Origin of the sequence: Mesorhizobium hawassense (assembly GCF_003289945.1) — a bacterium.
Classification (GTDB): domain Bacteria; phylum Pseudomonadota; class Alphaproteobacteria; order Rhizobiales; family Rhizobiaceae; genus Mesorhizobium; species Mesorhizobium hawassense.
Genome location: NZ_QMBP01000006.1, coordinates 235018 through 257360 on the forward strand (window position 1 = coordinate 235018; position 22343 = coordinate 257360).

At 64.1% G+C, this 22343-nt stretch carries 27 protein-coding genes; 16 read left to right on the top strand and 11 right to left on the bottom strand.

From position 1 onward, the window contains the following. Positions 1–49: 49 nt before the first annotated feature. The gene (locus DPM33_RS15415) at positions 50–1063 is read left to right on the top strand and encodes a 2-dehydropantoate 2-reductase (RefSeq protein WP_112098288.1); all 1014 of its coding nucleotides are present in this window, start codon (positions 50–52) and stop codon (positions 1061–1063) included. Here DPM33_RS15415 and DPM33_RS15420 read toward each other — a convergent pair. The 3 genes from DPM33_RS15420 to dapD are packed head-to-tail and all read right to left on the bottom strand — an operon-like array spanning position 1060 to position 3019. Then, a complete protein-coding gene (locus DPM33_RS15420; RefSeq protein ID WP_112098289.1) occupies positions 1060–1761 on the bottom strand; it encodes a hypothetical protein in 702 nt (233 codons plus the stop codon). The genes DPM33_RS15415 and DPM33_RS15420 overlap by 4 nt on opposite strands. 7 nt (positions 1762–1768) lie before the next feature. Further along, entirely contained in the window at positions 1769–2140 is a 372-nt protein-coding gene (locus DPM33_RS15425; RefSeq protein ID WP_112098290.1) for a DUF805 domain-containing protein, read from the bottom strand. Positions 2141–2164: 24 nt separating this feature from the next. Next, the gene (dapD, locus tag DPM33_RS15430; RefSeq protein WP_112098291.1) at positions 2165–3019 is read right to left on the bottom strand and encodes a 2,3,4,5-tetrahydropyridine-2,6-dicarboxylate N-succinyltransferase; all 855 of its coding nucleotides are present in this window, start codon (positions 3017–3019) and stop codon (positions 2165–2167) included. Positions 3020–3163: 144 nt separating this feature from the next. Here dapD and DPM33_RS15435 point away from each other — a divergent pair, with 144 nt between their 5' ends. After that, the gene (locus DPM33_RS15435; RefSeq protein ID WP_112098372.1) at positions 3164–4003 is read left to right on the top strand and encodes an LOG family protein; all 840 of its coding nucleotides are present in this window, start codon (positions 3164–3166) and stop codon (positions 4001–4003) included. Between the two features lie 32 nt (positions 4004–4035). Here DPM33_RS15435 and DPM33_RS15440 read toward each other — a convergent pair whose 3' ends face one another. Then, positions 4036–4659 carry a response regulator gene (locus tag DPM33_RS15440; RefSeq protein WP_245442158.1) on the bottom strand — a complete coding sequence of 208 codons (624 nt, stop codon included), beginning with the start codon at positions 4657–4659 and terminating at the stop codon, positions 4036–4038. Positions 4660–4959: 300 nt separating this feature from the next. Then, positions 4960–5622: a sensor histidine kinase gene (locus tag DPM33_RS15445; protein ID WP_167449082.1), complete on the bottom strand. Its 663-nt coding sequence runs from the start codon at positions 5620–5622 to the stop codon at positions 4960–4962. Between the two features lie 295 nt (positions 5623–5917). Between DPM33_RS15445 and DPM33_RS36255 the strand changes: the two genes are divergently transcribed. The 3 genes from DPM33_RS36255 to DPM33_RS15460 all read left to right on the top strand — a co-directional run bounded on the left by DPM33_RS36255 (position 5918) and on the right by DPM33_RS15460 (position 7475). Next, entirely contained in the window at positions 5918–6334 is a 417-nt protein-coding gene (locus DPM33_RS36255; RefSeq protein WP_208648409.1) for a hypothetical protein, read from the top strand. 230 nt (positions 6335–6564) lie between these two features. Further along, positions 6565–7017, top strand: a complete 453-nt coding sequence (locus DPM33_RS35840; RefSeq protein WP_146770265.1) for a hypothetical protein — start codon at positions 6565–6567, stop codon at positions 7015–7017. 17 nt (positions 7018–7034) lie between these two features. Beyond that, entirely contained in the window at positions 7035–7475 is a 441-nt protein-coding gene (locus DPM33_RS15460; RefSeq protein WP_112098295.1) for a hypothetical protein, read from the top strand. Between the two features lie 136 nt (positions 7476–7611). On the opposite strand, the gene DPM33_RS15465 is transcribed toward DPM33_RS15460, so the two are convergent. Beyond that, positions 7612–8319: a pyrimidine 5'-nucleotidase gene (locus tag DPM33_RS15465; protein WP_112098296.1), complete on the bottom strand. Its 708-nt coding sequence runs from the start codon at positions 8317–8319 to the stop codon at positions 7612–7614. A 150-nt stretch (positions 8320–8469) separates the two neighbouring features. Here DPM33_RS15465 and DPM33_RS15470 point away from each other — a divergent pair, with 150 nt between their 5' ends. From DPM33_RS15470 to DPM33_RS15475, 3 genes are read left to right on the top strand one after another with little or no spacing between them, the layout of a single operon-like run. After that, a complete protein-coding gene (locus DPM33_RS15470) occupies positions 8470–9231 on the top strand; it encodes a GGDEF domain-containing protein (RefSeq protein WP_112098297.1) in 762 nt (253 codons plus the stop codon). 33 nt (positions 9232–9264) lie between these two features. Continuing rightward, entirely contained in the window at positions 9265–9564 is a 300-nt protein-coding gene (locus tag DPM33_RS35845) for a hypothetical protein (RefSeq protein ID WP_146770266.1), read from the top strand. Continuing rightward, positions 9561–11000: a GMC oxidoreductase gene (locus tag DPM33_RS15475; RefSeq protein ID WP_112098298.1), complete on the top strand. Its 1440-nt coding sequence runs from the start codon at positions 9561–9563 to the stop codon at positions 10998–11000. Before DPM33_RS35845 ends, DPM33_RS15475 begins: the two co-directional genes overlap by 4 nt. Positions 11001–11081: 81 nt before the next feature. On the opposite strand, the gene DPM33_RS36260 is transcribed toward DPM33_RS15475, so the two are convergent. Further along, positions 11082–11249, bottom strand: coding sequence for a hypothetical protein (locus DPM33_RS36260; protein WP_167449083.1), 168 nt, complete (start codon positions 11247–11249; stop codon positions 11082–11084). 101 nt (positions 11250–11350) lie between these two features. On the opposite strand from DPM33_RS36260, the gene DPM33_RS15480 reads away from it, so the two are divergent. Next, positions 11351–11839, top strand: a complete 489-nt coding sequence (locus DPM33_RS15480) for a MarR family winged helix-turn-helix transcriptional regulator (protein WP_112098299.1) — start codon at positions 11351–11353, stop codon at positions 11837–11839. A 71-nt stretch (positions 11840–11910) separates the two neighbouring features. On the opposite strand, the gene phhA is transcribed toward DPM33_RS15480, so the two are convergent. Beyond that, positions 11911–12744, bottom strand: a complete 834-nt coding sequence (gene phhA, locus DPM33_RS15485; protein WP_208648410.1) for a phenylalanine 4-monooxygenase — start codon at positions 12742–12744, stop codon at positions 11911–11913. 139 nt (positions 12745–12883) lie between these two features. On the opposite strand from phhA, the gene DPM33_RS15490 reads away from it, so the two are divergent. Both DPM33_RS15490 and bchE read left to right on the top strand, forming a co-directional pair. Then, entirely contained in the window at positions 12884–13360 is a 477-nt protein-coding gene (locus tag DPM33_RS15490; protein ID WP_112098301.1) for an Lrp/AsnC family transcriptional regulator, read from the top strand. Between the two features lie 174 nt (positions 13361–13534). Beyond that, positions 13535–15103 carry a magnesium-protoporphyrin IX monomethyl ester anaerobic oxidative cyclase gene (gene bchE / locus DPM33_RS15495; protein WP_112098302.1) on the top strand — a complete coding sequence of 523 codons (1569 nt, stop codon included), beginning with the start codon at positions 13535–13537 and terminating at the stop codon, positions 15101–15103. A 7-nt stretch (positions 15104–15110) separates the two neighbouring features. Here bchE and argB read toward each other — a convergent pair whose 3' ends face one another. After that, positions 15111–16004: an acetylglutamate kinase gene (argB, locus tag DPM33_RS15500; protein WP_112098303.1), complete on the bottom strand. Its 894-nt coding sequence runs from the start codon at positions 16002–16004 to the stop codon at positions 15111–15113. 100 nt (positions 16005–16104) lie between these two features. Then, complete coding sequence (locus tag DPM33_RS15505; RefSeq protein WP_112098373.1) at positions 16105–17601, bottom strand: amidase; 1497 nt, start codon at positions 17599–17601, stop codon at positions 16105–16107. Positions 17602–17715: 114 nt separating this feature from the next. Here DPM33_RS15505 and DPM33_RS15510 point away from each other — a divergent pair, with 114 nt between their 5' ends. From DPM33_RS15510 to msrB, 5 genes are all read left to right on the top strand, one after another. Continuing rightward, the gene (locus tag DPM33_RS15510) at positions 17716–18255 is read left to right on the top strand and encodes a sigma-70 family RNA polymerase sigma factor (RefSeq protein ID WP_112098304.1); all 540 of its coding nucleotides are present in this window, start codon (positions 17716–17718) and stop codon (positions 18253–18255) included. Beyond that, a complete protein-coding gene (locus tag DPM33_RS15515; protein ID WP_112098305.1) occupies positions 18252–18974 on the top strand; it encodes an anti-sigma factor in 723 nt (240 codons plus the stop codon). The genes DPM33_RS15510 and DPM33_RS15515 overlap by 4 nt, the downstream gene beginning before the upstream one ends. A 216-nt stretch (positions 18975–19190) precedes the next feature. After that, entirely contained in the window at positions 19191–19745 is a 555-nt protein-coding gene (locus DPM33_RS15520) for a fasciclin domain-containing protein (protein ID WP_112098306.1), read from the top strand. A 113-nt stretch (positions 19746–19858) separates the two neighbouring features. Continuing rightward, entirely contained in the window at positions 19859–20071 is a 213-nt protein-coding gene (locus DPM33_RS36265; RefSeq protein ID WP_167449085.1) for a hypothetical protein, read from the top strand. Beyond that, complete coding sequence (msrB, locus tag DPM33_RS15530) at positions 20058–20561, top strand: peptide-methionine (R)-S-oxide reductase MsrB (RefSeq protein ID WP_112098307.1); 504 nt, start codon at positions 20058–20060, stop codon at positions 20559–20561. The genes DPM33_RS36265 and msrB overlap by 14 nt, the downstream gene beginning before the upstream one ends. 112 nt (positions 20562–20673) lie before the next feature. Here the strand turns inward: msrB and DPM33_RS15535 are convergent, their stop codons facing one another. Then, positions 20674–22287 carry a DHA2 family efflux MFS transporter permease subunit gene (locus DPM33_RS15535; protein ID WP_112098308.1) on the bottom strand — a complete coding sequence of 538 codons (1614 nt, stop codon included), beginning with the start codon at positions 22285–22287 and terminating at the stop codon, positions 20674–20676. Positions 22288–22343 lie beyond the last annotated feature (56 nt).

Sequence of the window (22343 nt, forward strand, 5' to 3'; positions counted from 1 at the left end):
TGGACAACGACATGCATCATGGTTGACCACGCCAGGCTAGGACGAATGCATGGCCGGTGAAGCAGGGACCATCGCGATTGCCGGCGCCGGCAGCATCGGCTGCTATGTCGGCGGTTGCCTGGCGCTCGCCGGTCGCAAGGTTGTCTTCCTCGGCCGCGGCCGGATCGTCGAGGCCATGCGCCAAGGCGGACTCCGCGTCAGCGATCTCGACGGCCACGACCGCCGCATCGATGCGCAAGCGATTTCGGCCACCGACGATCCGGCGACCGCATTGCGCGCGGCGGACGTCGTCCTGGTGACTGTGAAGAGCGGCGCGACGGAGGAAATGGCCAGGCTGATCGCCGCCCACGGGCGCCCGGATGCGGTGGTGGTCAGCCTGCAGAATGGCGTCGACAATGCGGACAGGCTGCGTGCCGCGCTCCCCGGCCGGCGAGTGCTGACCGGCATGGTGATGTTCAACGTCGTCCAGTCGCCGGACGGCGAGCTGCCGTTTCGCGTGCACCGCGCCAGCCAGGGCGAGGTGATGATCGACGGCGGCGTCGATGGCCTTGCCGGTCTGCTCGATGTCGACGGGCTTGCCGTCGAGGCGCGCGCCGACATGAAGGCGGTGCAGTGGAGCAAGCTGCTGATGAACCTCAACAACGCGCTGGTGGCGCTCTCCGACCTGCCGCTGGCGAGGCAACTCGCCGATCGCCGTTGGCGCGTCATCCTCGCCGCCGAGATCGACGAGGCGCTCACCGCGATGCGGGCGGCTGGAATAGCGCCGGCGCGCATCGCCAGCCTGCCGCCGCCGCTGCTGCCGAAAGTGCTGCGGCTGCCCGACTGGCTGTTCGGCCTTCTGGCGCGCCGCATGCTGGCGATCGACCCCGAAGCGCGCTCGTCGATGTGGGACGACCTGCAGCGCGGCCGTCCGACCGAGATCGACGAATTGCAAGGCGCCGTCATTCGCCTGGCCAGGCAAAGCGGCATCCCGACGCCGGTCAACGAACGCGTCACTGCCCTGGTGCGTCAGGCGGAAGCGGATAAGTGTGGTCCGCCAGGATTAACGCCGGAAGCGGTTTAGCGACGGTCCTCGATCAGCGTGATCTTCTGCCAGATCTTGCGCGACAGGTTAGAGCTCAGATTCTCGATGTCGTTGACCCCGTCGATGACGACGTCGTCATTGACCGACTGCGCGAACAGCGCCGCGATCTTGCCGGCGATCGACAGCATCTCCGAGCAATAGTCGAGGTAGCGCGCAAGATCGGCTGCGTTGGTGATTCGTTGCGGCGAATGCGCGGTCGGCTTGAAGTCGGCAGACAGCGCCGCCGGGTCCTTGGTCAACTGGTGCATGTCGATGACATGGATCAGCGAGCGCAGCCCGTGCAATTGCCGGAACACCTTCTTGCGCTTGATTCGCTCCTCGGTGCGGACCAGCGCCAGCAACCCGAGCACGGCCAGGATGACGGTGTTGATCGTCGCTTCGATGCCTTGCATCGACTGCACGGCGTCGTCGGCGCCGGAGATGCGGTCGAGCGGCAGGATCGTGCCAACGAACAGGAACACCGCCACGCCGGCGGCGAAGGCGGCGATGATGACGCCGCGCAACCACCAGATCGGTGACTCCAGCGCCTTGGCGGCCTTCGCGAGGTCCCGCGACAGCGACACCAGTTCAGCGGCGACGCCGCGCAGGCCGGCTTCCGGAAAACGCTCGCCGATCCGCACTTCCAGCCTCTCGGCCGTCTCGATGATCAATTGCGGATCGAGCGTGCGGTAGCGCATGGCGGTTTCAGGAATCGCCCGGCGCGTTGGTGCGCCTGCCGTAACGGTTCGGTCCCGGATCGCTGCGGAAACAGGCGAGGACGACGAGCAGGATAGGGCCGATGATGAGCGAGATCAGCGCAAAATAGGTCGGCTTGCCGAAATCATGAAAGCGCTTCGCCGTCACCGCGAAGGTCGCCCAGGCCGAGATCAGCAGCACGCCCCAGCATATCATCGCCCAGTTCTGGCTGGCGGTGGTGTTCAGCTCCACCCGCGCGAACTGGTAGAACGGAAAGAACTGGACAAGCACCAGCAAAACCCCGGCCAGCGCGTAGGCGACCGGGCTCAGCCGCCCCGAAAGGCTGAAGAACAGCCAGAGGAATTGCGATCTTTCAGACAATCGCGTCCGCTCCGTCGTGGAGGATCAATCGCGCAGCAATTCGTTGATCGACGTCTTGGACCGGGTCTTGGCGTCGACGCGCTTGACGATGACGGCGCAGTAGAGGCTCGGGCCCGGTTCGCCATTGGGCAGCGGCTTGCCTGGCAGCGACCCGGCGACGACCACCGAGTTCGGCGGCACCTCGCCGTAAAAAACCTCGCCGGTGGCGCGGTCGACGATCTTGGTCGACTGGCCGATGAACACGCCCATGCCGAGCACCGAGCCCTCGCGCACGACGCAGCCTTCGACCACTTCGGAGCGCGCGCCGATGAAGCAATTGTCCTCGATGATGGTCGGGCCGGCCTGCATCGGCTCCAGCACGCCGCCGATGCCGACGCCGCCGGAGAGATGCACGTTCTTGCCGATCTGGGCGCAGGAGCCGACCGAGGCCCAGGTGTCGACCATGGTGCCCGAATCGACATAGGCGCCGACATTGACGAAGGACGGCATCAGCACGGCGCCCGGCGCGACATAGGCGGAACGCCGCACGATGGAGGACGGAACGGCGCGGAAGCCGGCCTTCTCGAAGTCGACCGCGCTCCAGCCGTCGAACTTCGACGGCACCTTGTCCCACCATACCGCGTGCCCTGGACCGCCCTTGATGATCTCCATGGGGTTCAGCCGGAAGGAGAGCAGAACCGCCTTCTTCAGCCACTGGTTGACGTGCCACTTGCCGTCTTCCTGCCGTTCGGCGACGCGAGCGACGCCGCGATCGAGCAGCTCGAGCGCCGACTGGATGGCCTCGCGCGTCTCGCCGCGCGTCGCGGTCGAAATCGTGTCGCGCTCCTCGAAGGCCTTTTCGATGGTCTTTTCGAGGCTCGCCAGATCGGACTTCGACATGATTTCGCTCCATTACCAAGCTGTTAAGGGGCTGCGCCTTAACCTGTTTAAAAGTCGCGCGGACCCTATGTTAAGGCTCAATGAGGGTCAATCGCGCCTGCGTCACGGGACGGCGCAAGTAAGGGAATTGGACGGGTGGATTCGATGACTCCCATGGAAAAGGCAGGCTGGACGCCGCTGCCGCATTCGGACGAGGACCTGGAACGCTCGAAGAGCGTGCCGGATACCCCGCAGACACGCGCCGAAACCTATCGGCTGGCCTGGAACGACCCCGACTTCATGACGCGGCGCGAATTGCGCGCCGTGCGACTGCAGCTCGAGCTCTTGAAACCGGAAATGATCCTGGCCGAACGCGGCATCCGCTCGACCGTGATCCTGTTCGGCGGTGCCCGCCTGCCGGAACCCGGCGGAGAGGCCTGGGCGGCCAAGAACGAGACGCAGAGGAAGAACCTCGAGGCAAACAGCAAATATTACGAGGAAGCGCGCAAATTCGCCCGCCTGTGCTCGCAGCAGTCGGCCACCTCCTATTACCGCGAGTACGTCGTCGCCACCGGCGGCGGGCCCGGCGTCATGGAGGCAGGCAACCGCGGCGCCGACGATGTCGGCGCGCCGTCGATCGGCTTGAACATCGTGCTGCCGCACGAGCAGGCGCCCAACGCCTATGTCACGCCGGAGCTCTGTTTCAACTTCCACTATTTCGCCATCCGCAAGATGCATTTCGTCATGCGCGCCAAGGCGGTCGCGGTGTTTCCGGGCGGCTTCGGCACGATGGACGAGTTCTTCGAGGCCCTGACGCTGATCCAGACCGGCCGCATGGAGCGCGTGCCGGTGATCCTGTTCGGCAAGGCGTTCTGGCAAAGGGCGATCGATCTCGATTTCCTCGCCGAGCAAGGCACGATCTCGCCCGGCGATCAGGACATCATCGATTTCGTCGACACCGCCGAGGAAGCCTGGGACATCATCCGCCGCTTCTACACGCTCTGAGAGCGCGGCGAAACGAACCCTGCCCGATCTGCCTACACCGGCAGTTCGGCCAGCCAGCCATTCGAGTGCGCGAAGCGCACGATGGCCGCCCGCGAGCGGAGCTCGAGCTTCTCGGTCGCCCTGGTGCGATATGTTTCGATCGTCTTTATGCTGAGGTTGAGCCGGGACGAGATTTCCTTGTTGCTGTAGCCGAGCGCCACCAGCTGGATGACCGACCGCTCCCTCTCGCTGAGATTGCCGGGATCGCCCTGCGGGGCGCTGCGCGGGCTGAGCAGCCGCGCCGCGAGCGCCGGATCGACATAGTTGTCGCCGGCCAGCACGCATCGTATGGCCTGCAGCAGATCGGTCGCGGTCGACCGCTTGACCACGAAACCGCGTCCGCCGGCCGCAAGCACCTGACGCAGGCAGCCCGGATCCTCATGCGCCGTCAGCGCTATGCAGCTGACCTCGGGAAAGCGTTCGCCGAGCCGTTCGATCAGCGTGACCCCGTTGACGCCCGGGAGCGATATGTCGACCACGGCGACATCGGGCAGCGCCTTGCCGATCCCTTCGAGGGCGTCGTCGGCATTCCCGGCCAGCCCGACGATCGTCAGATCGTCCTGGCTGTTGATCATCGCGCCGACCCCGGACAAGATGATCGGGTGGTCATCGACCACGAATATTCGCCTGCAGCACACCTTTAGAACCTCCATCAGTCGATGAAAGGGCTCCTCACCTTGAAGAGGCCCTCTTGTTCTTGATGGTCTAGGCAACTGCCCCGCTTCATGCGGGACGCCCGTCTGTCTCGGCAAGCCGCGAGGCGGCCGCTGCGGGTAAAGCCATCCCCCGCCTAACCCATGATGCCCGGACTATAAGCTGGGACTAAAGTCCGGGATGTGCGGCGCTTCACGTAATCCTTACGTTTACGGAAGAAGCAATTTCCGGACTAATCACATTAATCGTCCGAAAATTGTCCATCAGCCGGCGAGCGGCGCATCGGCATAGAGGGTGGTCCCCTTGCCGTTGGCGGTTTCGACCGACAATTTGCCGCCCACCAGCGCAAGGCGCTCTCTCATTCCGGCAAGCCCCAGATGGCCTGGGCCGGGCTCGGCGCCGCCATCGAAACCGCGGCCATCATCCTCGATCGTCAGGCGCATCCGATCGTCCTGGATATGCGCCGTCACGCTTACGCGGCTCGGCGCGGCATGCTTGCCGATATTGGTGAGTGCCTCCTGCGCGATCCGGTAAAGCGTGAGCGCGACTTCGGTGGGCAGCGGGCTTGAAAGGGCTTCGAGGTCCATCTCGCATTGAATGCCGAGCTGGCCGCAAAGCACGCTGGCCAGGTCCTCGACCGAGGCTCGCAGGCCGAGACGATCGAGATCCGCGGGTCTGAGGCTCCAGGCGGCATCGTGCACCCGGGCGCTGAGCCGGTCGACAAGCATCGCTGCGCGCGCGAGTCGCGGGTCCATCTCATGCGAGTCGGCGCGAACGATGTGCAATTCGAGCGCGATGCTGGCCAGCATCTGGCCCAGATCGTCATGCAGCTCGCGCGACAGGCGCAGGCGCTGTTCTTCCTGCACGGCAATCAAACGCCGCGCCAGGCGACGGCGGAGAGCCTTGTCGTCTTTGCCCGTAGTCATACCCACCCACATCAACCCTTCTCTTCCCATTGCCGTCGCGGGGCTCGCAAGTCACCTGCGGGTCGGCGAGAAAAGGCATGAATGTCCGCGCAATATACACCCGCCGGACGCGATTGTGCCTGTCAGATTTTTCCCGATCTCTTCGAATTTTCCTGACAGGGCTATCAGCAGAAAAACCGGCAGAGCCTGCCGATCAGCCCGAATGTCTCAGCGTCGTTTCTCGGCGCATCCTTTTTGCGTCGTCCCGGTCATCTGGAACTGGCCGGGAAGCTCAACGCAAACCAAGGAGAACGTCATGAGAAAGATCATCCTGGCCGCGGCCGTCCTGTCGGCTCTGACTGGAACGGCATCCGCGGTGTCCATCGGTAGCGGCAACGGGAACGGCAACGGCAACGTCGGCGTCGGCAACGGCAACGGCAACGGCAATGCCAATACCGGCGCCTTCAACGGCAACTTCAACGGCAACGGCAATTTCGGCATCGGCAACGGCAACGGGAACGGCAATGCCAACATGGGCGCCTTCAACGGCAACTACAACGGAAACCTCAATGCCGGCATCGCCAACGGCAACGGCAACGGCAATGGCAACTTCGGCCTCGCCAACGGCAACCTGAACGGCAACGCCAACTTCGGCCTCGGGAACGGCAATGCCAACGGCAACGGCAACTGGGGCGCCGGCAACGGCAACGGAAACGGCAACGCCAACCAGTAACGCCGTCCAAACCGCTAGCGTCGCCAGTCTTTGGCTTGGCCAAGCTTCGACTTGGCCAAGCTCCGAGTTGGAAAGACGCTGACGCCTCTGGGACCGCCGAGCCACGCGCCCGTCCCCCGCGCAAGGCTATCGCGACATGTCGCCGACGGTCCCAGTCCTTTTCAAGCAGAGAGGGTCCCTTTCCGAGCAGAAGTCCCTTCTCGAGCAAATGTCATGGAAGGAGTTCGCACATGAAACGGCGTGTCATAGTGGCACTGAGCCTGGCGCTGCTGAGCGCAACCGCGGCGAGGGCCGACACCACGACGGGCAGCCAGGCCTTCGGCATGTCCCGCGTCCAACAAACCGCCGGCCAGTACGGCCAGTATATCGGTTCGGATGTCAGGAGCATGAACCCGCTCGGCAGCTTGGGCGGCAATGTCGGTTACAAGAACAGCGGCAGCGGCAATGTCGGCGCCTTCAACAGCGGAACCGGCAATGTCGGGGCCTTCAACGGCAACGACAACACGTCCTCGACCAGCGGCAACGGCAATATCGGCTCGTTCAACGGCAACGGCAACACCGGCGAATATGACGGCAACGGCAACATCGGTGCCGGCAACGGCAATTTCAACGGCGGCTCGTACAACGGCAACGGCAATGTCGGCGCCTTCAACGGCAACTTCAACGGCCGGGGGAACCGATGATCGGCCTGAAACCACCCATGTCCGCTCCGCCTTGCAAGAGCAAGGTGGCGGCGAGGCTGCTTGATGGAAACGGCTTTGCGCTCGGCACTTTGCTTGCCGCGATGCTGGTCGCCGACGCCTCGACCCTGGTCAGGTTCGCCGACCTTCCGATCGGTGTCGCCAATGGCCTTGGCAACACCGGCAATTTCAACGGCAACGGGAATTCCGGCAATTTCAACGGCAATGGCAATAGTGGCAATTTCAACGGCAACGGCAATGCCGGGAGCTTCAGCGGCAACTTCAATGGCGGCAACTTCAACGGCAACGCCAATTGCGGCAGCGGCTTCGGCAACGGCCATTCGTCCGACGGCAACGGCAACGGCAAGGGAGCCGCCGGCGCCCCGGATTGGTGCCGGTTCCTGAAGGGCCTGAATGGCCAGCTGGGACTGCCGCCCGGCACGATTCCGGATTTCGATTAGAGCAATTCCAGGAAAGTGCTCGACGGTTGTCCGGAATTGCGTGAAACAAGGAGTTGGAGCAGGCAGCGATTCGGCGCCTTTTGCGCCGACTGAACTAGTTGCGTGCGGACGGCGCGCCGAGCAATCCGGCGTTTATTCAGGCCACGACTTCGACGATTGCCGTCAGGAAGCCGGCGAGATCGTCGGTGACGAAATCGACGTCGTCCTCGTTTGCCGGGTCGCGTTCCCAAATCTCCGAAAAGGTCGGTTCGAAATTGCGCGGCACCACCAGCACCGTCGTCATGCCGAGCTTCTTCGGCACGGCCAGATTGCGCGCCAGATCCTCGAACATGACGGCGTTGTGCCCGGTCACGGAGTGCAATTCGGCAAAGCGCTCATAGGTCTGGCGCTCCGGCTTGGGATTGAGCCCCGCCGCGACGATGTCGAAGATGGCGTCGAAATGCTCCAATATGCCGAGCTGGCGCGCGGTGCGTTCGGCATGCCTGCGGTCGCCATTGGTGAAGATGAATTTGCGTCCGGGAAGCTGGCGGATCGCCGCACCCAGCACCGGATCCGGCACCAGCCTCGAATAGTCGATGTCGTGCACCTTCTCGAGAAAATCGTCGGGATCGATGCCGTGCCGCTTCATCAGCCCGTTCAGCGTCGTGCCGTATTCCAGGTACAGCTCCTTCTGCAGCTTGCGCGCCTCGTCGCGCGAAAGCGTCAGCAGCTCGCCGACATAGGCGGTCATCTTGACGTCGATCTGCGCAAACAGATTCGAGTGATGCGGATAGAGCGTGTTGTCGAGGTCGAACACCCAGTCCGTGACATGGGCAAAGCGGGCGGGATCGGGCGTCGTTGTCATGGCCTTCTTATGGCATGCCGACGTCGGAGTTATCCACAACTTATACGGGTCACGAAGTGTGAAAATGGCGTCTCCCTTCAAATTTTAAAAGTCTGGGAAAGGTCACCTTTAACGCTTGCTGGCACACAAGCTCTCCGTTGGGAGCAAGTGATGAGTCGCATATTTCTGAGGGCCGCTGCCGTGGCGTTCGCTTCGGTCGCTGCCTCGCTTTTGTTGACACTGATTGTCGTTCCGGCAATGGGCTTTCCGATGAGCCGCAGCGTCTGGCTGGCGTCGACGGTTTGCCCGCTCGTGCTCGCCTGGGCCGCCAGCGCCAGCAGCTTCTGGCAGAGCGACCGGTTGCAGAACGCGCATCGCGAACTTGCCCGCGCCCACGCGCAACTCGCCGCCGCGCACAGGCGCCTGTCGGAAAAGGCAAGCCGCGACGACATGACCGGCATGCTCAACCGCGAAACCTTCTTTGCCGCGCTCGACGGTTCGCGGCGCAAGAGCGATCGCGGTGCGCTGCTGATCATCGATGCCGACCACTTCAAGCGGATCAACGACAGCTACGGTCATCTGACGGGAGACGAAGCGCTGCTTCTGATTGCAGGCGCTATCGGGCGCGGCATTCGCAGCGGTGACGTGCTGGGCCGCATCGGCGGCGAGGAGTTCGCGGCTTTCCTGCTTGGCGCCACCGAAGTTGAAGCAAAGCATGTCGCCGAACGCATTCGCCGCGAGGTCGAGTTGATCCGCTTCCGCCCCGTCGACGAGCGCACCGTGCCGCTCACCGTCTCGATCGGCGGCATAACCTGCGGCGAGAGCGCAACCGTTTCCGATTTGATGCGCGCCGCCGATCGCAGGCTGTACGAGGCGAAGAACCGCGGCCGCAACCTTTCGATCCTCGACCGCGAGCTGCCGGAAGCGGCATGAAGCTTCGCCGCCGGCGTTAGGAAGGCCCTAACCATGTCCATATTCAACCGCGCTAAACTTCCAGATGTAACGCGGTCTTCACCTGGGTTTGGCACGGAATTGGCCTTTCCCGACGGCATGTGTGCCGTTCAGGAACGGCATGCGTGGATCGAGGCCCCTATCGAAAGACGTGTCATGAGCAACTTCATGAAAAGAATGTCGCGCCGCGTCATCGTGCAGGCGCTGATCGCGCTGCCCGCGCTGTCGCTGTTCCGCAACCAGCCGGTCGTGGCCGAGCCCGACGAAATCGTCGAGATCAATGGCTGGATCCTGCGGCGGAGCGACCTTGCATGATCTTCGACAGCTACGAAGCCTATAAGCGGGCCGGCTTCAAACCCAAGGCATGTATTCTCGGCTCCGGTCCAGCCGGCACGACGGTTGCCAGGAAGCTTGGCGCCGCCGGCATTCCGGTCGTCGTCTTGGAGGCGGGTTCGCGCGAATTCAGCGACGAGTCGCAGGACTTCTACCGCGGCAAGACGGTCGGCGATTTCTATTTCGACCTCGACATCACCAGGCTGCGCTTCATGGGCGGCTCGTCCAATCACTGGGCCGGCTGGTGCCGCGTGCTCGACAAGCAGGATTTCGAGCCCAAGGCCTGGGCGCCGGACACCGGCTGGCCGATCAGCCGCGCCGACATCGAGCCTCATCTGGCGGAAGTCCACGACATTCTCGAGCTTCCCGACTTCCGCCCCGACGTCCCGGTCTCGGACGACATCCGCTGGGTGCAGTTGATCAAGAGCCCGGCGGTGCGCTTCGGCGAGAAATTCGCCGACGAGCTCGACCAGAGCAGGAACATCGCCGTCGTGCTCAACACGTACGCAACCGAGCTTGCCGGAGACGGCAAGCGGGTCACCGGCGCGAAGCTGTGGTCGAACGGGCAGGAGGCCGGCACCTTCACCGCGGACTATTTCGTCACCTGCACCGGCGGGCTGGAGAATTCGCGTCTGCTGTTATGGTCGAACCAGCGTTCGAATGGCGGCGTGGTGCCGAACGCGACCGCGCTCGGTCGCTACTGGATGGAGCATCCGACCTTCGAGGGCGGCAACGCCATCCTCGCCAACTACTCGGAGTTCGAGGTCGATAACTCGAACGAAGCCTTCTTCTCACCGACGCTGGCGGCGATGGAACGGCTTCAAATCATGAATTTCGGCATCCGCCTGATCGAGTCGCCCTATCCTAATGTCAAAAAGCTGATCGCCGACCTCGCCTGCACCGCTCCCAACATGGCGGAGTGGATGTCGTCCCAGCTTGACCAGAAGCTGCGCTGCGCCGCCCAGCTTTATGTCGCCTGGGAACAGGCGCCGCTGGCCTCGAACCAGATCGAGTTGTCGAAGGCCGATGTCGACCACGCCGGCGTGCCGCGCATCGAATTGCACTGGAAGAAGTCGCCGCTCGAGCGCCGCACGCTGCTCGAGGGTCTGAGGCTCTTCGGCACGACGATGGCGCAGAAGAACCTCGGCCGTGTCCGCATCGACGACTGGATCAGCAATGGCGGCGACTACCCGACCAATGAGGAAACGGCCGGCCACCATCATATGGGCGGCACCCGCATGGGAACCGACGTCTTGAAGAGCGTCGTCGACGCCAATTGCAAGGTGCATGGCATGGACAATCTCTATGTCGGCGGTTCCTCGGTGTTTTGCACGTCGGGCCAGTGCAACCCCACCACTACCATCACCGCGCTCGCCTGCCGGCTGGGCGAGCATCTCGGCAAGGTGATCACGGTCTGAACGCACGAAGAGCAGGCGGCGCCGGCGCCTGGAATGGCAACCGGCACCGCCTTGGCGCGCCTTTGGGTGAAATTGCGGGCGCTACAGCCCGTAGACGGCGATGCGAGCCAGGACCGCCGCCGCGGCCAGCGCCACCAGCAGGATGCCGAGGCCGATGGGCGAACCCCAGCCATACCATTCCATCGCCAGCTTGGCGTATTTGTATTCCTCGGCCGGGGTCATGGGCGCGCGGGTAGAGGTCTCGAACATTGCATGTCTCCGTGTTGGCGGCCGCTTCTGGCTCTTGCCTTGTGGGAGTCGCGGTCGCATATTGCTATTCTCGTCTTAATGTTAGACAGATTGATAGTTAGATGATCGAAATAAATTCGTCAAGCACCAAACGCGATGAAATGACGAAGGCCGTTGGCCTCGCCGTCATGCGCTGGCAAGACGCGACACAGGCCTATGACGAAGCGGTGGGGGCGCGGCTCGGGCTGATCGCGGCCGAACGGCATTGCCTGGGCCTGCTCTATTCCGGGCCGCAGTCGGCGGGCGCCGTGGCGGCGGCGACCGGGCTGACGCCGGCTGCCGTCACCGCACTGATCGACCGCCTCGAGGCGCGCGGCTACGTCACCCGCACCCGCAGCCTGGAGGACAGGCGCAGGGTGGTGATCGAGGCGACGGAGCAGACCAGGGATTTGTCGGAGCGCTATTACGGCACGATCGCGCGGGAGGGCGAAAAGGTGGTTGCGAGCTTCAGCGATGCGGAGCTCGCGACCGTGCTGCGCTTCATCAATGCGGCGCTCGAGCTGCAGAGCGAGCAACTGGCCAGGATCAAGGCCGAGCCAGACAAACATTAGAACGCGCAAAGCGGCTCAGCGGCCTGTCGGCAACTGAACCGCCCTGAATGTCGGTTGGGCGAAAACCGACCTCAGACCGTCGCCGGGTCGAGCGCCGGCTGACCCTTGAAGCGTGAGACGATGCCGGCGAGATCGCCGCCGGCGAAAGCATCGCGCAGCGCATCGAAGGACGGCAGCACGAAATAGGCGCGCTGGAACTTGTCGATCTCGTAGCCGGTGCGCATCACCGTCTCGAGCTTGAACGGCACATGGTGAGCGTCCTTGCTCTCGACCGCGAACTGCAGCTCGGTGAAGGACGACATCAGCCCGGCGCCGAAGGCTTTCAGCGGCTGGCCGGGCTCCTGGATCAGACCGTATTCGGCGCTGTACCAGTAGAGCCGGGTGATCATCTCGTCGCCGCCCAGCGCAATCACGTCCTCGGCCTTCTCGCCATACATCTGCATGAAATCGGCGAACACCGGCTGGGTCAGGATCGGCACATGGCCGAAGAAATCGTGAAACATGTCCGGCTCGACGATGTAGTCGAGCTCTTTTCTGGTCCGCAGCCAGTTGGTCACCGGGAAGCGGCGGTTGGCGAGATGATCGAAGAACGGGCCGGCCGGGATGAGGCCGGGCACGGCGACGATCTCCCAGCCGGTCAGCCTGGCGAGCTTTTCGCTCACTTCATCGAAATCCGGAATCCTGTCGAGCAACCCAAGCGCCGCGACGCCATCCAGATACGAATGGTGCGCGAGCTTCCTGGTCAGCTTCGTCTGGCGGTCGCACAGCGTGCGCCACACCGCCTGCTCCTCGGCGGAATAGCCGTAGCCCTGAGCCACGGTGAAATCGCCGCGGCACACCGAATAGTCGCCGCGAAGGCCCTGAGCCGCGCATTCGGCTGCATAATCGGCAACGCTGATCGTCATTATGTCCTCCTCGAAGATCGTGATCCGTGGATCGTGAAGCGAAGTTTACGGGCAGCCGATGAGGCAAATCAGCCTTGTTTGTAGATAGTCAGCCAATTTTGAGGTAAAACCACTCCGATCAACGCGGGATCGAGAAGACATGCCTCAGTTCGACGAGTTCGAGATAAAGATGCTCGAAATCCTGCAGCGCGACGGTCGCAAGCCCGTCTCCGAGTTGGCGCAGGAGATCGGCCTGTCGACCACGCCTTGCGCGCGCCGCTTCGAGGCGTTGCAGGAAACCGGCATCATCAAGGGCTTTGCCGCGGTGCTCAGTCGCCGCGCCGTCGGCCTGACCGTCGAGGTGTTCGTCCAGGTGCGGCTGGTCAGCCACAGCGACGGCTCGCCCGAAAGCTTCATCGCCGCCGTGCAGCGCATGGACGAGGTCTCGTCCTGCTGGACGATGACCGGCGACCACGATTTCCTGCTGCATGTCATGGTGCCGTCGGTCGACGACTTGAACGCCTTCGTCATGCACCGGCTGATGCGCCTGCCCGGCGTGCGCGACGTCCACACGCAACTGGTGCTGCAGAACATCAAGGGCCCCGGCCACGTGCCGCTCAGCCACCTGCGGCGCTAAAGCAATTCCAGGAAAAGTGTGAAGCGGTTTTCCGTCCGGAATTGCGCCGAGCAAACGAGCCGCGAATCCTATCGGGCGATTTCTCCGGAAAAGCTGCGGCGAAACTGCTGAACCGCGCCAAGGCGATCTCGACATCGGCAATTAGCACAAGCGGACCAATCATGGAGGTCCGCCTTGAACATCGTGCTGATCAATCCGCCGCACACGGCCATCGGCAGCCGCGTGCCCGACGACCATTTGCCGCCGCTCGGCCTCTTGGCCATCGGCGGGCCGCTGATCGATTCCGGCCACCAGGTTCGCCTGGTCGATGCCGAGTTCGGGCCGATGCCGCTTTCGGTGCTGGTCGACGATGCTCTCGGCGGCGATCCGGATTTCATCCTGATCGGTCATTCCGGCTCGACCTCGGCGCATCCAACGGCCTTGAAGATCGCCGACATGCTCAAAGCCCGCGCGCCGGGCGTCATCATCATCTATGGCGGCGTCTTTCCGACCTATCACTGGCGCGACATCCTGGCCGCGACGGACGTCTTCGACTTCATCGTGCGCGGCGAGGGCGAGGCGACCGCGACGGCGCTGGTGGAGGCTATCGAAATGCGCCAGCCGGTGGGAAGCGTCGCAGGCATCGCCTATCGCGACGACCTCGGCCGTGCCGTTGCCACGCAGCCGGCCATGACCATTGCCGATCTCGATGCCTATCGCGTCGGCTGGGAGCTGATCGATCATCGCCGCTACTCCTATTGGGGCGGCAAGCGGGCGGTGGTCATGCAATTCTCGCGCGGCTGCCCGCATCTGTGCAACTATTGCGGCCAGCGCGGTTTCTGGACGCGCTGGCGGCATCGCGACCCGGTGAAATTCGCAAAGGAAATCGCCTGGCTGCATCGCGAGCACGGCGTCGAGCTGATCAACCTGGCCGACGAGAACCCGACCTCCTCGAAGAAAGCCTGGCGCGCTTTTCTCGACGCCATGATCGCCGAGAACGTGCCGGTGCTGATCGTTGGCTCGACCCGTGCGGACGACATCGTGCGCGACACCGACAGCCTGCATCTCTACCGCAAGGCCGGCGTCATCCGCTGGTTGCTCGGCATGGAAAACACCGACGAGGCAACGCTGTCGCTGATCCGCAAGGGCGGCAGCACCAAGTCCGACCGCGAGGCGATCCGGCTGCTGCGCCGGCACGGCATCCTGTCGATGGCGACTTGGGTCGCCGGCTTCGAGGACGAAACTTTGCGCGATCTCTGGCGCGGCTTTCGCCAGCTCATCGCCTATGACCCGGACCAGATCCAGGCGCTCTATGTCACGCCGCATCGCTGGACACCGTTCTTCCGCATCGCCAGCGACCGTAAGGTAATCCAGAAAGACGTGCGGCTCTGGGACTACAAGCACCAGGTTCTGCACATGACACGGCTGAAGCCGTGGATGCTGTTCTTCGCCGTCAAGCTGATCGAGGTCGCCGTGCAGTCGCGGCCGAAGGCGCTGGCGCGCATCCTCTTCCACCCCGACCCCGAGCAGCGCCATTCGATGCGCTGGTACACCAGGATGGGCCGCCGCGTCTGGTTGCGCGAGATCTGGGGCTTTCTCGCCCGCGACAACCGCGTGACGGACGGCCCGACACTCGCCGAATTCTGGGGCGCGCCGCAGGACGCCGAGGAGGAATCGATGATCGTCAGGCGAACGGTCCGCAAGTCGGCCGTGCCTGTCGTCGATGATCAGCACATTCCTGAGAAGAGGAGATTAGCCGGCTGACGATCCGTCAGGGAACGATCAGCGTACCGGCGCCGTGCTCGGTGAAGAGCTCCAGCAGCACCGAATGCGGCGTCTTGCCGTTGAGGATGACGACGCCCTCGACGCCGCGCTCGATCGCCTCGATGCAGGTCTCGACCTTCGGGATCATGCCGCCCGACACCGTGCCGTCCTTGATCAGCGCCTTGGCTTCGGCGACCGTCAATTCGTCGATCAGCTTCTTGTTCTTGTCGAGCACGCCCGGCACGTCGGTGAGGAAGAGCAGGCGCGAGGCGCGGCAGGCTCCGGCAATCGCCCCGGCAAACGTGTCGGCGTTGATGTTGTAGGTATGGCCGTCGCGGCCGGGCGCGACAGGCGCCAGAACCGGAATCATTTCCGAGCGCGCCAGAAGATCGAGCAGCGTGCGGTCGACCTCGACCGGCTCACCGACGAAGCCGAGATCCAGCACCCGCTCGATGTTGGAATCCGGGTCGATCATGGTCTTGCGCGCCTTTTCGGCGAACACCATGTTGCCGTCCTTGCCGCAAAGCCCGATCGCCCATTCGCCCTCGGCGTTGATCAGCGCCACGATCTCCTTGTTGATCGAGCCGGCCAGCACCATCTCGACGATCTCGACCGTCTTCTGGTCGGTGACGCGCAGGCCGCCCTCGAATTTGGATTCGATGCCCATCTTGTTGAGCATGGCGCCGATCTGCGGCCCGCCGCCATGCACGACGATCGGGTTGACGCCGGACTGTTTCAACAGCGCGATGTCGCGCGCGAAGGCCTTGCCGAGCTCGTGGTCGCCCATGGCATGGCCGCCATACTTCACCACCACCGTCTTGTTCTCGTAACGCTGCATGTAAGGCAGCGCGCGCGAGAGCAGCGCGGCCTGCATTTCGGCGTTGGCGGCGACGTCCGTCATCGGTATTGACCCTAGCTGGCGTGGATGGCGGCGTCTTAGCGGGAATTGCCGCAGGCCGCAAACGGCTTTGCGGTCACAATGACGAAATCGTGCGTGTGTTCTAAGCCGGCGCCTTGAGCGGCGCGCGCCGCTTCAGCCAACCCGAGAGCTTCTCCATCTGTGCGGCGAGGGACAATAGCGTCTCCTCGTCGCCCGGCCGGCCGGCGGCCTGGATGCCGAGCGGCAGGCCGTCCGCCGTGACATGCACCGGCAGCGCGATCGACGGCTGGCCGCTGACATTCTGGATCGCCGGCCAGTGCGTGAACCACAGGCTCTTGTCCATCAGTTGGCCGAAGAACGACTTGATCTTGAGCAGGCCGGTCAGATGCAATTTGTCGAGCAGGTTCTCGATGAAGTCGTCGGCGCCCTTCGGGTCCATCGAACCGCAGGCCAAAGGCGGGTGCGCGATGATCGGCATCAGCACGGCGTCGTAGCGCGCTGTCTCTTCGATCAACCGCCGCGCCGTGGCGTTGAGGCGCTGCATGCCGTCATAGACCTCGCCGGCGGACAACATCTCGCCGAGGCGGCCGAGCACGCGGGTGGCGCGCTCGACCTCGCCGATGACCGGCCTCCCGACGCGCTCAGCCTCCGACCGCATCGTGCCGCCGACCGCCGCGGCCACCGTCTTGCAGAAATCGGCGATGAAGTCGCGGCCGATGAAAGGCAGGTCGATCTCCTCCACCGTGTGTCCGCCCTCGCGCGCCAGCGCCACCGCGGTGTCGAGCGCCTGGAGCGTCTCGTCCGAGATCGGCAGGCCGAGCGGCGATTTGCGGTAGACGGCAAGGCTGAGCTTGCCTGGGTCGCGCGCCGCGGCGACCGCGAAGAAGCCCTTCGGCTCTCGTGCCGCGTAAGGCGACAACGGATCGGCGCCGTGCGTCAGGTCGAGCAGCAGTGCCGTATCGCGCACCGAGCGGCTGACGGCGTGGTCGACGACCATGCCGTACCAGCTTTCGCTGGTCAGCGGCGTCAGCGGCACGCGGCCGCGCGAGGTCTTCAAGCCCACCAGCCCGCTGCAGGCCGAGGGCACCAGGATCGAGCCGCCGCCGTCGGAAGCGTGCGCCGCCGGCACCACGCCGGCCGCCACCAGCGCCGCGGCGCCGCCGGACGAGCCGCCCGTGGTGTGGCCGGTGTTCCAGGGGTTGCGGGTGATGCCGAAGCGGGCCGACTCCGTCATCAGCCGCAGCCCATGCTCGGGCGAGGTGCTGGTGGCGATCGGGATCAGGCCGGCGGCGAGATGGCGCTCGACCATCACCGAGTTGTAATCGGCGGTGAAGGGCGGAATGCGGCTGCCGCCATGGATAGGCACGCCCTTGAGGCCGATGCCGAGGTCCTTGAGCGCGAACGGCACGCCGGCCAGCGGCAGCGTGCGGTCGATGATCTTGGCGCGCTCCCGCGCGGCCTCATAAAGCGGCGTGGCGATGGCGTTGATGTCGGACCGTGTCGCCTCGGCGCGCGCGATCGCCGCGTCGACCAGCTCCTGCGGCGCGATTTCGCCCCGATGCACGAGCTCGCCAAGCCCCGTCGCATCCTGTTCCCAAAGCACGCGCTCGATCGACATCCGCATCCTCGATTTTCGCAAAGGCTAGCGGCGCCCGATTCGCTTGGCAACGACCCATTGCGGAGCGTGTCCGGCACCCGTTGCAAATAAACCGCAATCTTCTAATTTGCCGCTATGGTGCCGCAGGACATCAGCAAGCTGATCGTCCGGACTTCGATGAAGGACCGGGCTGCGTTCGATCTGCTCTACAAGCAGACCAGCGCGAAACTTTTCGGCGTCTGCCTTCGTGTCTTGAGGGACAGGGGAGATGCGGAAGAAGCGCTGCAGGAGGTCTTCGTCAAGATTTGGACGAAGGCCGATCGCTTCGCGGTTTCCGATCTGAGCCCGATTTCCTGGCTGGTGGCCATTGCGCGCAACCATGCGATCGATCGCATCCGGGCGCGGCGCAGTCCTTCTGTCAACATCGATACGGCCCTCGACGTCGCTGATCCGACGCCAGGACCTGAGGCCATGGCTGTGGCGGGCGGCGAGACCGAACGTATCCACCACTGCCTCGACGAACTGGAGAAAGACCGGGCGGCGGCCGTCCGGGGCGCCTATCTGAGCGGCGAGAGCTATGCCGAGCTGGCGGAACGCTTCAAGGTTCCGCTGAACACGATGCGGACTTGGCTTCGGCGAAGCCTGCTCAAGCTGAGAGAATGCCTGGAAAGATGACGCTGGCGGAAGACAACGGACCGGAACGTGGAGGCGACGACCTGCTCGCCGCCGAATACGTTCTTGGCGTTCTGGCCGCCGACGAACGCCAGATCGCGTCCCGTCGCATCGATACCGAAACGGCGTTCGCCCGCCTGGTCGATGCCTGGGAGGCCCATTTCGCGCCGATAGCCGCCGCCTATGCCGCGGTCGAGCCTCCGGCTTCGGTCAAGGTGGCGATCGACCGCCGCCTCTTCGCGTCGACTGCTTCCACGTCCCCGGCGCCCGGTGGCGGCTTGTGGACGAGCCTTGCCTTCTGGCGCGGCCTCGCCGCCGCGGCGATTGCCGCCCTGGCGGTCTATGTCGCCCTGCCTTACGTCAACCCGCCGGTCACGCCGCCCGAGACCAGGCTGGTCGCTTCGCTGGCTGCCGACAACAGCCCCGTCAAATACTTCGCCGTCTACGACGCCGCCCGCCATGAGGTCGGCCTATCGCTGGTTTCTGGTGAGCGCGGCGCCGGCAAGGACTTCGAGCTTTGGATGATCGAAGGCAAAAACGCGCCGGTTTCGATGGGCGTCATCCCGGCCGGTCAGACCGCGCGCATGGCCGTCAGCCCGGCCGTCCAGCAGAAGCTGGCGCAGGGCGCCGTGCTTGCCGTCAGCCTCGAGCCCGCGGGCGGTTCGCCGACCGGCCAGCCGACCGGTCCGGTCGTCGCTGCTGGTGACCTGAAGGGCATCTGACCGCCGCTTCGGCACAGTCACGCTTATAGAGATTAATTGAAGTCTATATTTCTGCCTGTCACAGGCGGGGGAAGTCTGCTGTGGCCGCAGGCGGCATCAGCCAAATAAATCGCACGAAGAAAAAATCTTGCAGCGGTCGTGAAACTAACCTTTCGACCCTCCCGTATCTCCTCATGTTCCCAAGGACGGGAAAAACAACCCGAGGAGACTGACACAATGCGTAAATTCGCCACCCTTTTGCTCGCCTCTACGCTCGGCCTTTCCGCTGTCGGCGCCGTTGCCTTTGCCAATCCGATGGTCGGCGGCGCGCCGATGTACGCCAAGAAGAACATCATCGAGAACGCCGTCAATTCGAAGGACCACACCACGCTGGTCGCCGCCGTCAAGGCCGCCGGCCTCGTCGACACGCTGCAGGGCGCTGGTCCGTTCACCGTCTTCGCGCCGACCAACGAAGCCTTCGCCGCGCTGCCCTCCGGCACGGTCGACACGCTGCTCAAGCCCGAGAACAAGGACAAGCTGACCAAGGTGCTGACCTGCCATGTCATCGCCGCCAAGGCGCTGGCCGCCGATGTCGCCAAGATGGCCAAGGCCGATGGCGGCGCGCATCAGGTCAAGACCGTCGGCGGCTGCGAGCTGACGCTGAAGGCCGAGAAGGGCAAGGTCACCGTCACCGACGAGAATGGCAATGTCGCCCACGTCACCATCGCCGACGTCCGCCAGTCCAACGGCGTCATCCACGTCATCGACAAGGTTCTCTTGCCGAAGATGTAACAAAGCGGGCCTGGCCGGCGAAGACATGGCTGAGCGCCGGCTGCATCGTCCAAGATCCGCGCCGCCGGCAAGGGTGTGCTCCGCGTCGTCCCGCAAGGGCGGCGCGGAGCTGCATGCTCAAGCAATTCCAGGAAAAGTGTGAAGCGGTTTTCCGTCCGGAATTGCGGCAAGGCAAAGAAATGGAGCAATTCCAGGAAAAGTGCGAAGCGGTTTTCCGTCCGGAATTGCTCAAGAGACAAACGGTAGGGCGTCACCGGCTTTTGATTTCCGGGCGGTGCTCTATCTTGGCAAAATGCGTCAGGAGGAACGGCCATGAACCGTCGTGATTTTCTCTGGAGCGGCGCCGCCGCGACCGCTCTCATCGTCGGAACCGGAGCGATGCTGCGCGCCGGCGGGCCGAAGCCCGCTCTCGCCGCCGAGACCTTCGAGGTCACCAAGACCGACGCCGAATGGCACGCCATCCTGTCCGACGCCGCCTTCGACGTGCTGCGCAAGCAGGGCACCGAATATCCCGGAACCAGCCCGCTGCTCAACGAGCATCGCAAGGGCGTCTTCGCCTGCGCCGGCTGCGACCTGCCGGTCTATTCGTCGGAGACCAAATTCGATTCCGGCACCGGCTGGCCGAGTTTCTACCAGGAGATCGCCAATTCCATCGGTAAGACCGAGGACCGCTCACTCGGCATGACGCGCACCGAGGTCCACTGCCGCCGCTGTGGCGGTCATCTCGGCCATGTCTTCGACGACGGCCCGCCGCCCACCGGCCTGCGCCACTGCATCAACGGCGTGGCGCTCAGCTTCAAGCCGGCCGCCGCCTGAGCGAGGCTGGACGGAAGGAAAAATTCACCGTCCACTAAAAACATAACCCCGGAAATCGGTGTCGATTTCCGGGGTTATGCATGAGGGCGCCGGGCGGGGGATCCAGCGCGCCTCAATGGCCTCCGCCGCCTCCGCCGCCCTGCGGGGCCGGCTTGTTGATGAACAGCACGAAGAATCCGAGCGAGGCGAACAGCACGGTCAGCATCATGAACACGTCCATGAAGGACAGCAGCGCCGCCTGCTGCTGCACCATGCCGGACAGTTTAGAGATCGCGGCGCTGGTGGCGTCGAGGCCTGCGGTCTGCTCGAAATTCTGCGTCATGTTCTGCAGCTTGTTCTGCGCGGCGGCACTGCCCCACTGCACATGCTCGGCAAGCCGTGCATAGTGGAAGGCATTGCGGTCGATCAGCACCGTGTTGATGACGGCAAGGCCGACGGCGCCGCCGAGGTTGCGGGTCAGGTTGAACAGGCCGGACGCATTCTTCAGCCGTTCCGGCGGCAGCGTGCCGAGCGCGATGTTGTTGATCGGCACCATGCACAGCATCATCGAGCAGCCGCGCAAGATCTGCGGAATGAGCAGCTCGTAGAAATCCCAGTCGGCGGTCAGATGCGTCATCCACCATGTGCCGGTGGCGAAGCCCACGAAGCCGATCATCATCATCAGCCTGAGGTCGATCTTGTTCGACAGGATGCCGGCAATGGGCGCGGTGAAGAACATCGCCAGGCCGCTGACGAACAGCGCCTCGCCGATCATCATCGAATCGTAACCGCGGATACGACCGAGGAACACCGGATAGAGGTAGGTCAACCCGTAGAGGCCGATACCGACGACGAAGGAGAACAGCGAGCCGAAGGCGAAGTTGACGTTGCTGAAGGCCCTGAGGTCGACGATCGGCTCCTCGGCGGTGAAGACGCGCCAGAAGAAGACGATGCCGCCGATGGTCATGATGATGGCGCAGGCAAAGACGGCCGGCTCCTGCAGCCAGTCATGGTTCGGGCCTTCCTCCAGCACATACTCCATGCAGCCGAGGAAGGCGGCCATGCCGGCCAGGCCCCACCAGTCGAACTTGGAGAACAGCTTGAGGTTGGGCTTGTCGAAGTCGATCAGCGCCCAGGCGGCCGTCGCCACCAGGATGCCGGGCACGACATTGATCAGGAACAGCCAGTGCCAGGACATGGCATGGCTGATATAGCCGCCCACCGTCGGGCCGATCGTCGGCGCCAGCGTCGCCACCAGTCCGATCATCGGCGAGACGACGGCGCGCTTGGAGGGCGGGAAGATGGTGAAAGCGGCCGCAAACACGCTGGGGATCATGCCGCCGCCGATGAAGCCCTGGATGGCGCGGTAGACGATCATCTGGTCGATGTTGGTGGCGGTCGCGGCGAGCGCGCTGGCCGCGGTGAAGCCGGCCGCGGCGGTGGTGAACAAAACGCGCGTCGACAGCATCCGGCTGAGGAAGCCCGACAGCGGGATCATCACCACTTCGGCGATCAGATAGGCGGTCTGCACCCACGGGATCTCGTCGGAACTGGCGCTGAGGCCGGCCTGGATTTCCGACAGCGAGGCCGAGACGATCTGGATGTCGAGGATCGCCATGAACATGCCGAACACCATCGCCAGGAAGGCGACGACGCGGCGCACCGGCATATGGTCCGCGGGCAGGGCCGGCGCGGCTGCTGCCGGACGTCCGGGCATTGATCCTGCGGTAATGGTTGCGGTTGCCATCTCATGGCCTCCCTAATTCCAAGACAGGCGCGTTGCGGTTGCGTCCGGAATTGAGT

What these genes read in the sequence shown, in the direction of transcription:
- dapD (WP_112098291.1), bottom strand. Translation starts at nt 3,019, where the DNA reads ATGTCGAAGTCCGATCTGGCGAGCCTCGAAAAGACCATCGAAAAGGCC.
- DPM33_RS15435 (WP_112098372.1), top strand. Translation starts at nt 3,164, where the DNA reads ATGACTCCCATGGAAAAGGCAGGCTGGACGCCGCTGCCGCATTCGGAC.
- DPM33_RS15415 (WP_112098288.1), top strand. Translation starts at nt 50, where the DNA reads ATGGCCGGTGAAGCAGGGACCATCGCGATTGCCGGCGCCGGCAGCATC.
- DPM33_RS35840 (WP_146770265.1), top strand. Translation starts at nt 6,565, where the DNA reads ATGAAACGGCGTGTCATAGTGGCACTGAGCCTGGCGCTGCTGAGCGCA.
- DPM33_RS15505 (WP_112098373.1), bottom strand. Translation starts at nt 17,601, where the DNA reads ATGTCGATCGAGCGCGTGCTTTGGGAACAGGATGCGACGGGGCTTGGC.
- DPM33_RS15460 (WP_112098295.1), top strand. Translation starts at nt 7,035, where the DNA reads ATGTCCGCTCCGCCTTGCAAGAGCAAGGTGGCGGCGAGGCTGCTTGAT.
- DPM33_RS15445 (WP_167449082.1), bottom strand. Translation starts at nt 5,622, where the DNA reads ATGACTACGGGCAAAGACGACAAGGCTCTCCGCCGTCGCCTGGCGCGG.
- DPM33_RS15470 (WP_112098297.1), top strand. Translation starts at nt 8,470, where the DNA reads ATGAGTCGCATATTTCTGAGGGCCGCTGCCGTGGCGTTCGCTTCGGTC.
- DPM33_RS15490 (WP_112098301.1), top strand. Translation starts at nt 12,884, where the DNA reads ATGCCTCAGTTCGACGAGTTCGAGATAAAGATGCTCGAAATCCTGCAG.
- msrB (WP_112098307.1), top strand. Translation starts at nt 20,058, where the DNA reads ATGAACCGTCGTGATTTTCTCTGGAGCGGCGCCGCCGCGACCGCTCTC.
- DPM33_RS36265 (WP_167449085.1), top strand. Translation starts at nt 19,859, where the DNA reads ATGCTCAAGCAATTCCAGGAAAAGTGTGAAGCGGTTTTCCGTCCGGAA.
- DPM33_RS15420 (WP_112098289.1), bottom strand. Translation starts at nt 1,761, where the DNA reads ATGCGCTACCGCACGCTCGATCCGCAATTGATCATCGAGACGGCCGAG.
- argB (WP_112098303.1), bottom strand. Translation starts at nt 16,004, where the DNA reads ATGACGGACGTCGCCGCCAACGCCGAAATGCAGGCCGCGCTGCTCTCG.
- DPM33_RS15520 (WP_112098306.1), top strand. Translation starts at nt 19,191, where the DNA reads ATGCGTAAATTCGCCACCCTTTTGCTCGCCTCTACGCTCGGCCTTTCC.
- DPM33_RS15465 (WP_112098296.1), bottom strand. Translation starts at nt 8,319, where the DNA reads ATGACAACGACGCCCGATCCCGCCCGCTTTGCCCATGTCACGGACTGG.
- DPM33_RS15535 (WP_112098308.1), bottom strand. Translation starts at nt 22,287, where the DNA reads ATGGCAACCGCAACCATTACCGCAGGATCAATGCCCGGACGTCCGGCA.
- DPM33_RS35845 (WP_146770266.1), top strand. Translation starts at nt 9,265, where the DNA reads ATGTCCATATTCAACCGCGCTAAACTTCCAGATGTAACGCGGTCTTCA.
- DPM33_RS15510 (WP_112098304.1), top strand. Translation starts at nt 17,716, where the DNA reads ATGGTGCCGCAGGACATCAGCAAGCTGATCGTCCGGACTTCGATGAAG.
- phhA (WP_208648410.1), bottom strand. Translation starts at nt 12,744, where the DNA reads ATGACGATCAGCGTTGCCGATTATGCAGCCGAATGCGCGGCTCAGGGC.
- DPM33_RS15475 (WP_112098298.1), top strand. Translation starts at nt 9,561, where the DNA reads ATGATCTTCGACAGCTACGAAGCCTATAAGCGGGCCGGCTTCAAACCC.
- DPM33_RS36255 (WP_208648409.1), top strand. Translation starts at nt 5,918, where the DNA reads ATGAGAAAGATCATCCTGGCCGCGGCCGTCCTGTCGGCTCTGACTGGA.
- DPM33_RS15480 (WP_112098299.1), top strand. Translation starts at nt 11,351, where the DNA reads ATGATCGAAATAAATTCGTCAAGCACCAAACGCGATGAAATGACGAAG.
- DPM33_RS36260 (WP_167449083.1), bottom strand. Translation starts at nt 11,249, where the DNA reads ATGTTCGAGACCTCTACCCGCGCGCCCATGACCCCGGCCGAGGAATAC.
- DPM33_RS15515 (WP_112098305.1), top strand. Translation starts at nt 18,252, where the DNA reads ATGACGCTGGCGGAAGACAACGGACCGGAACGTGGAGGCGACGACCTG.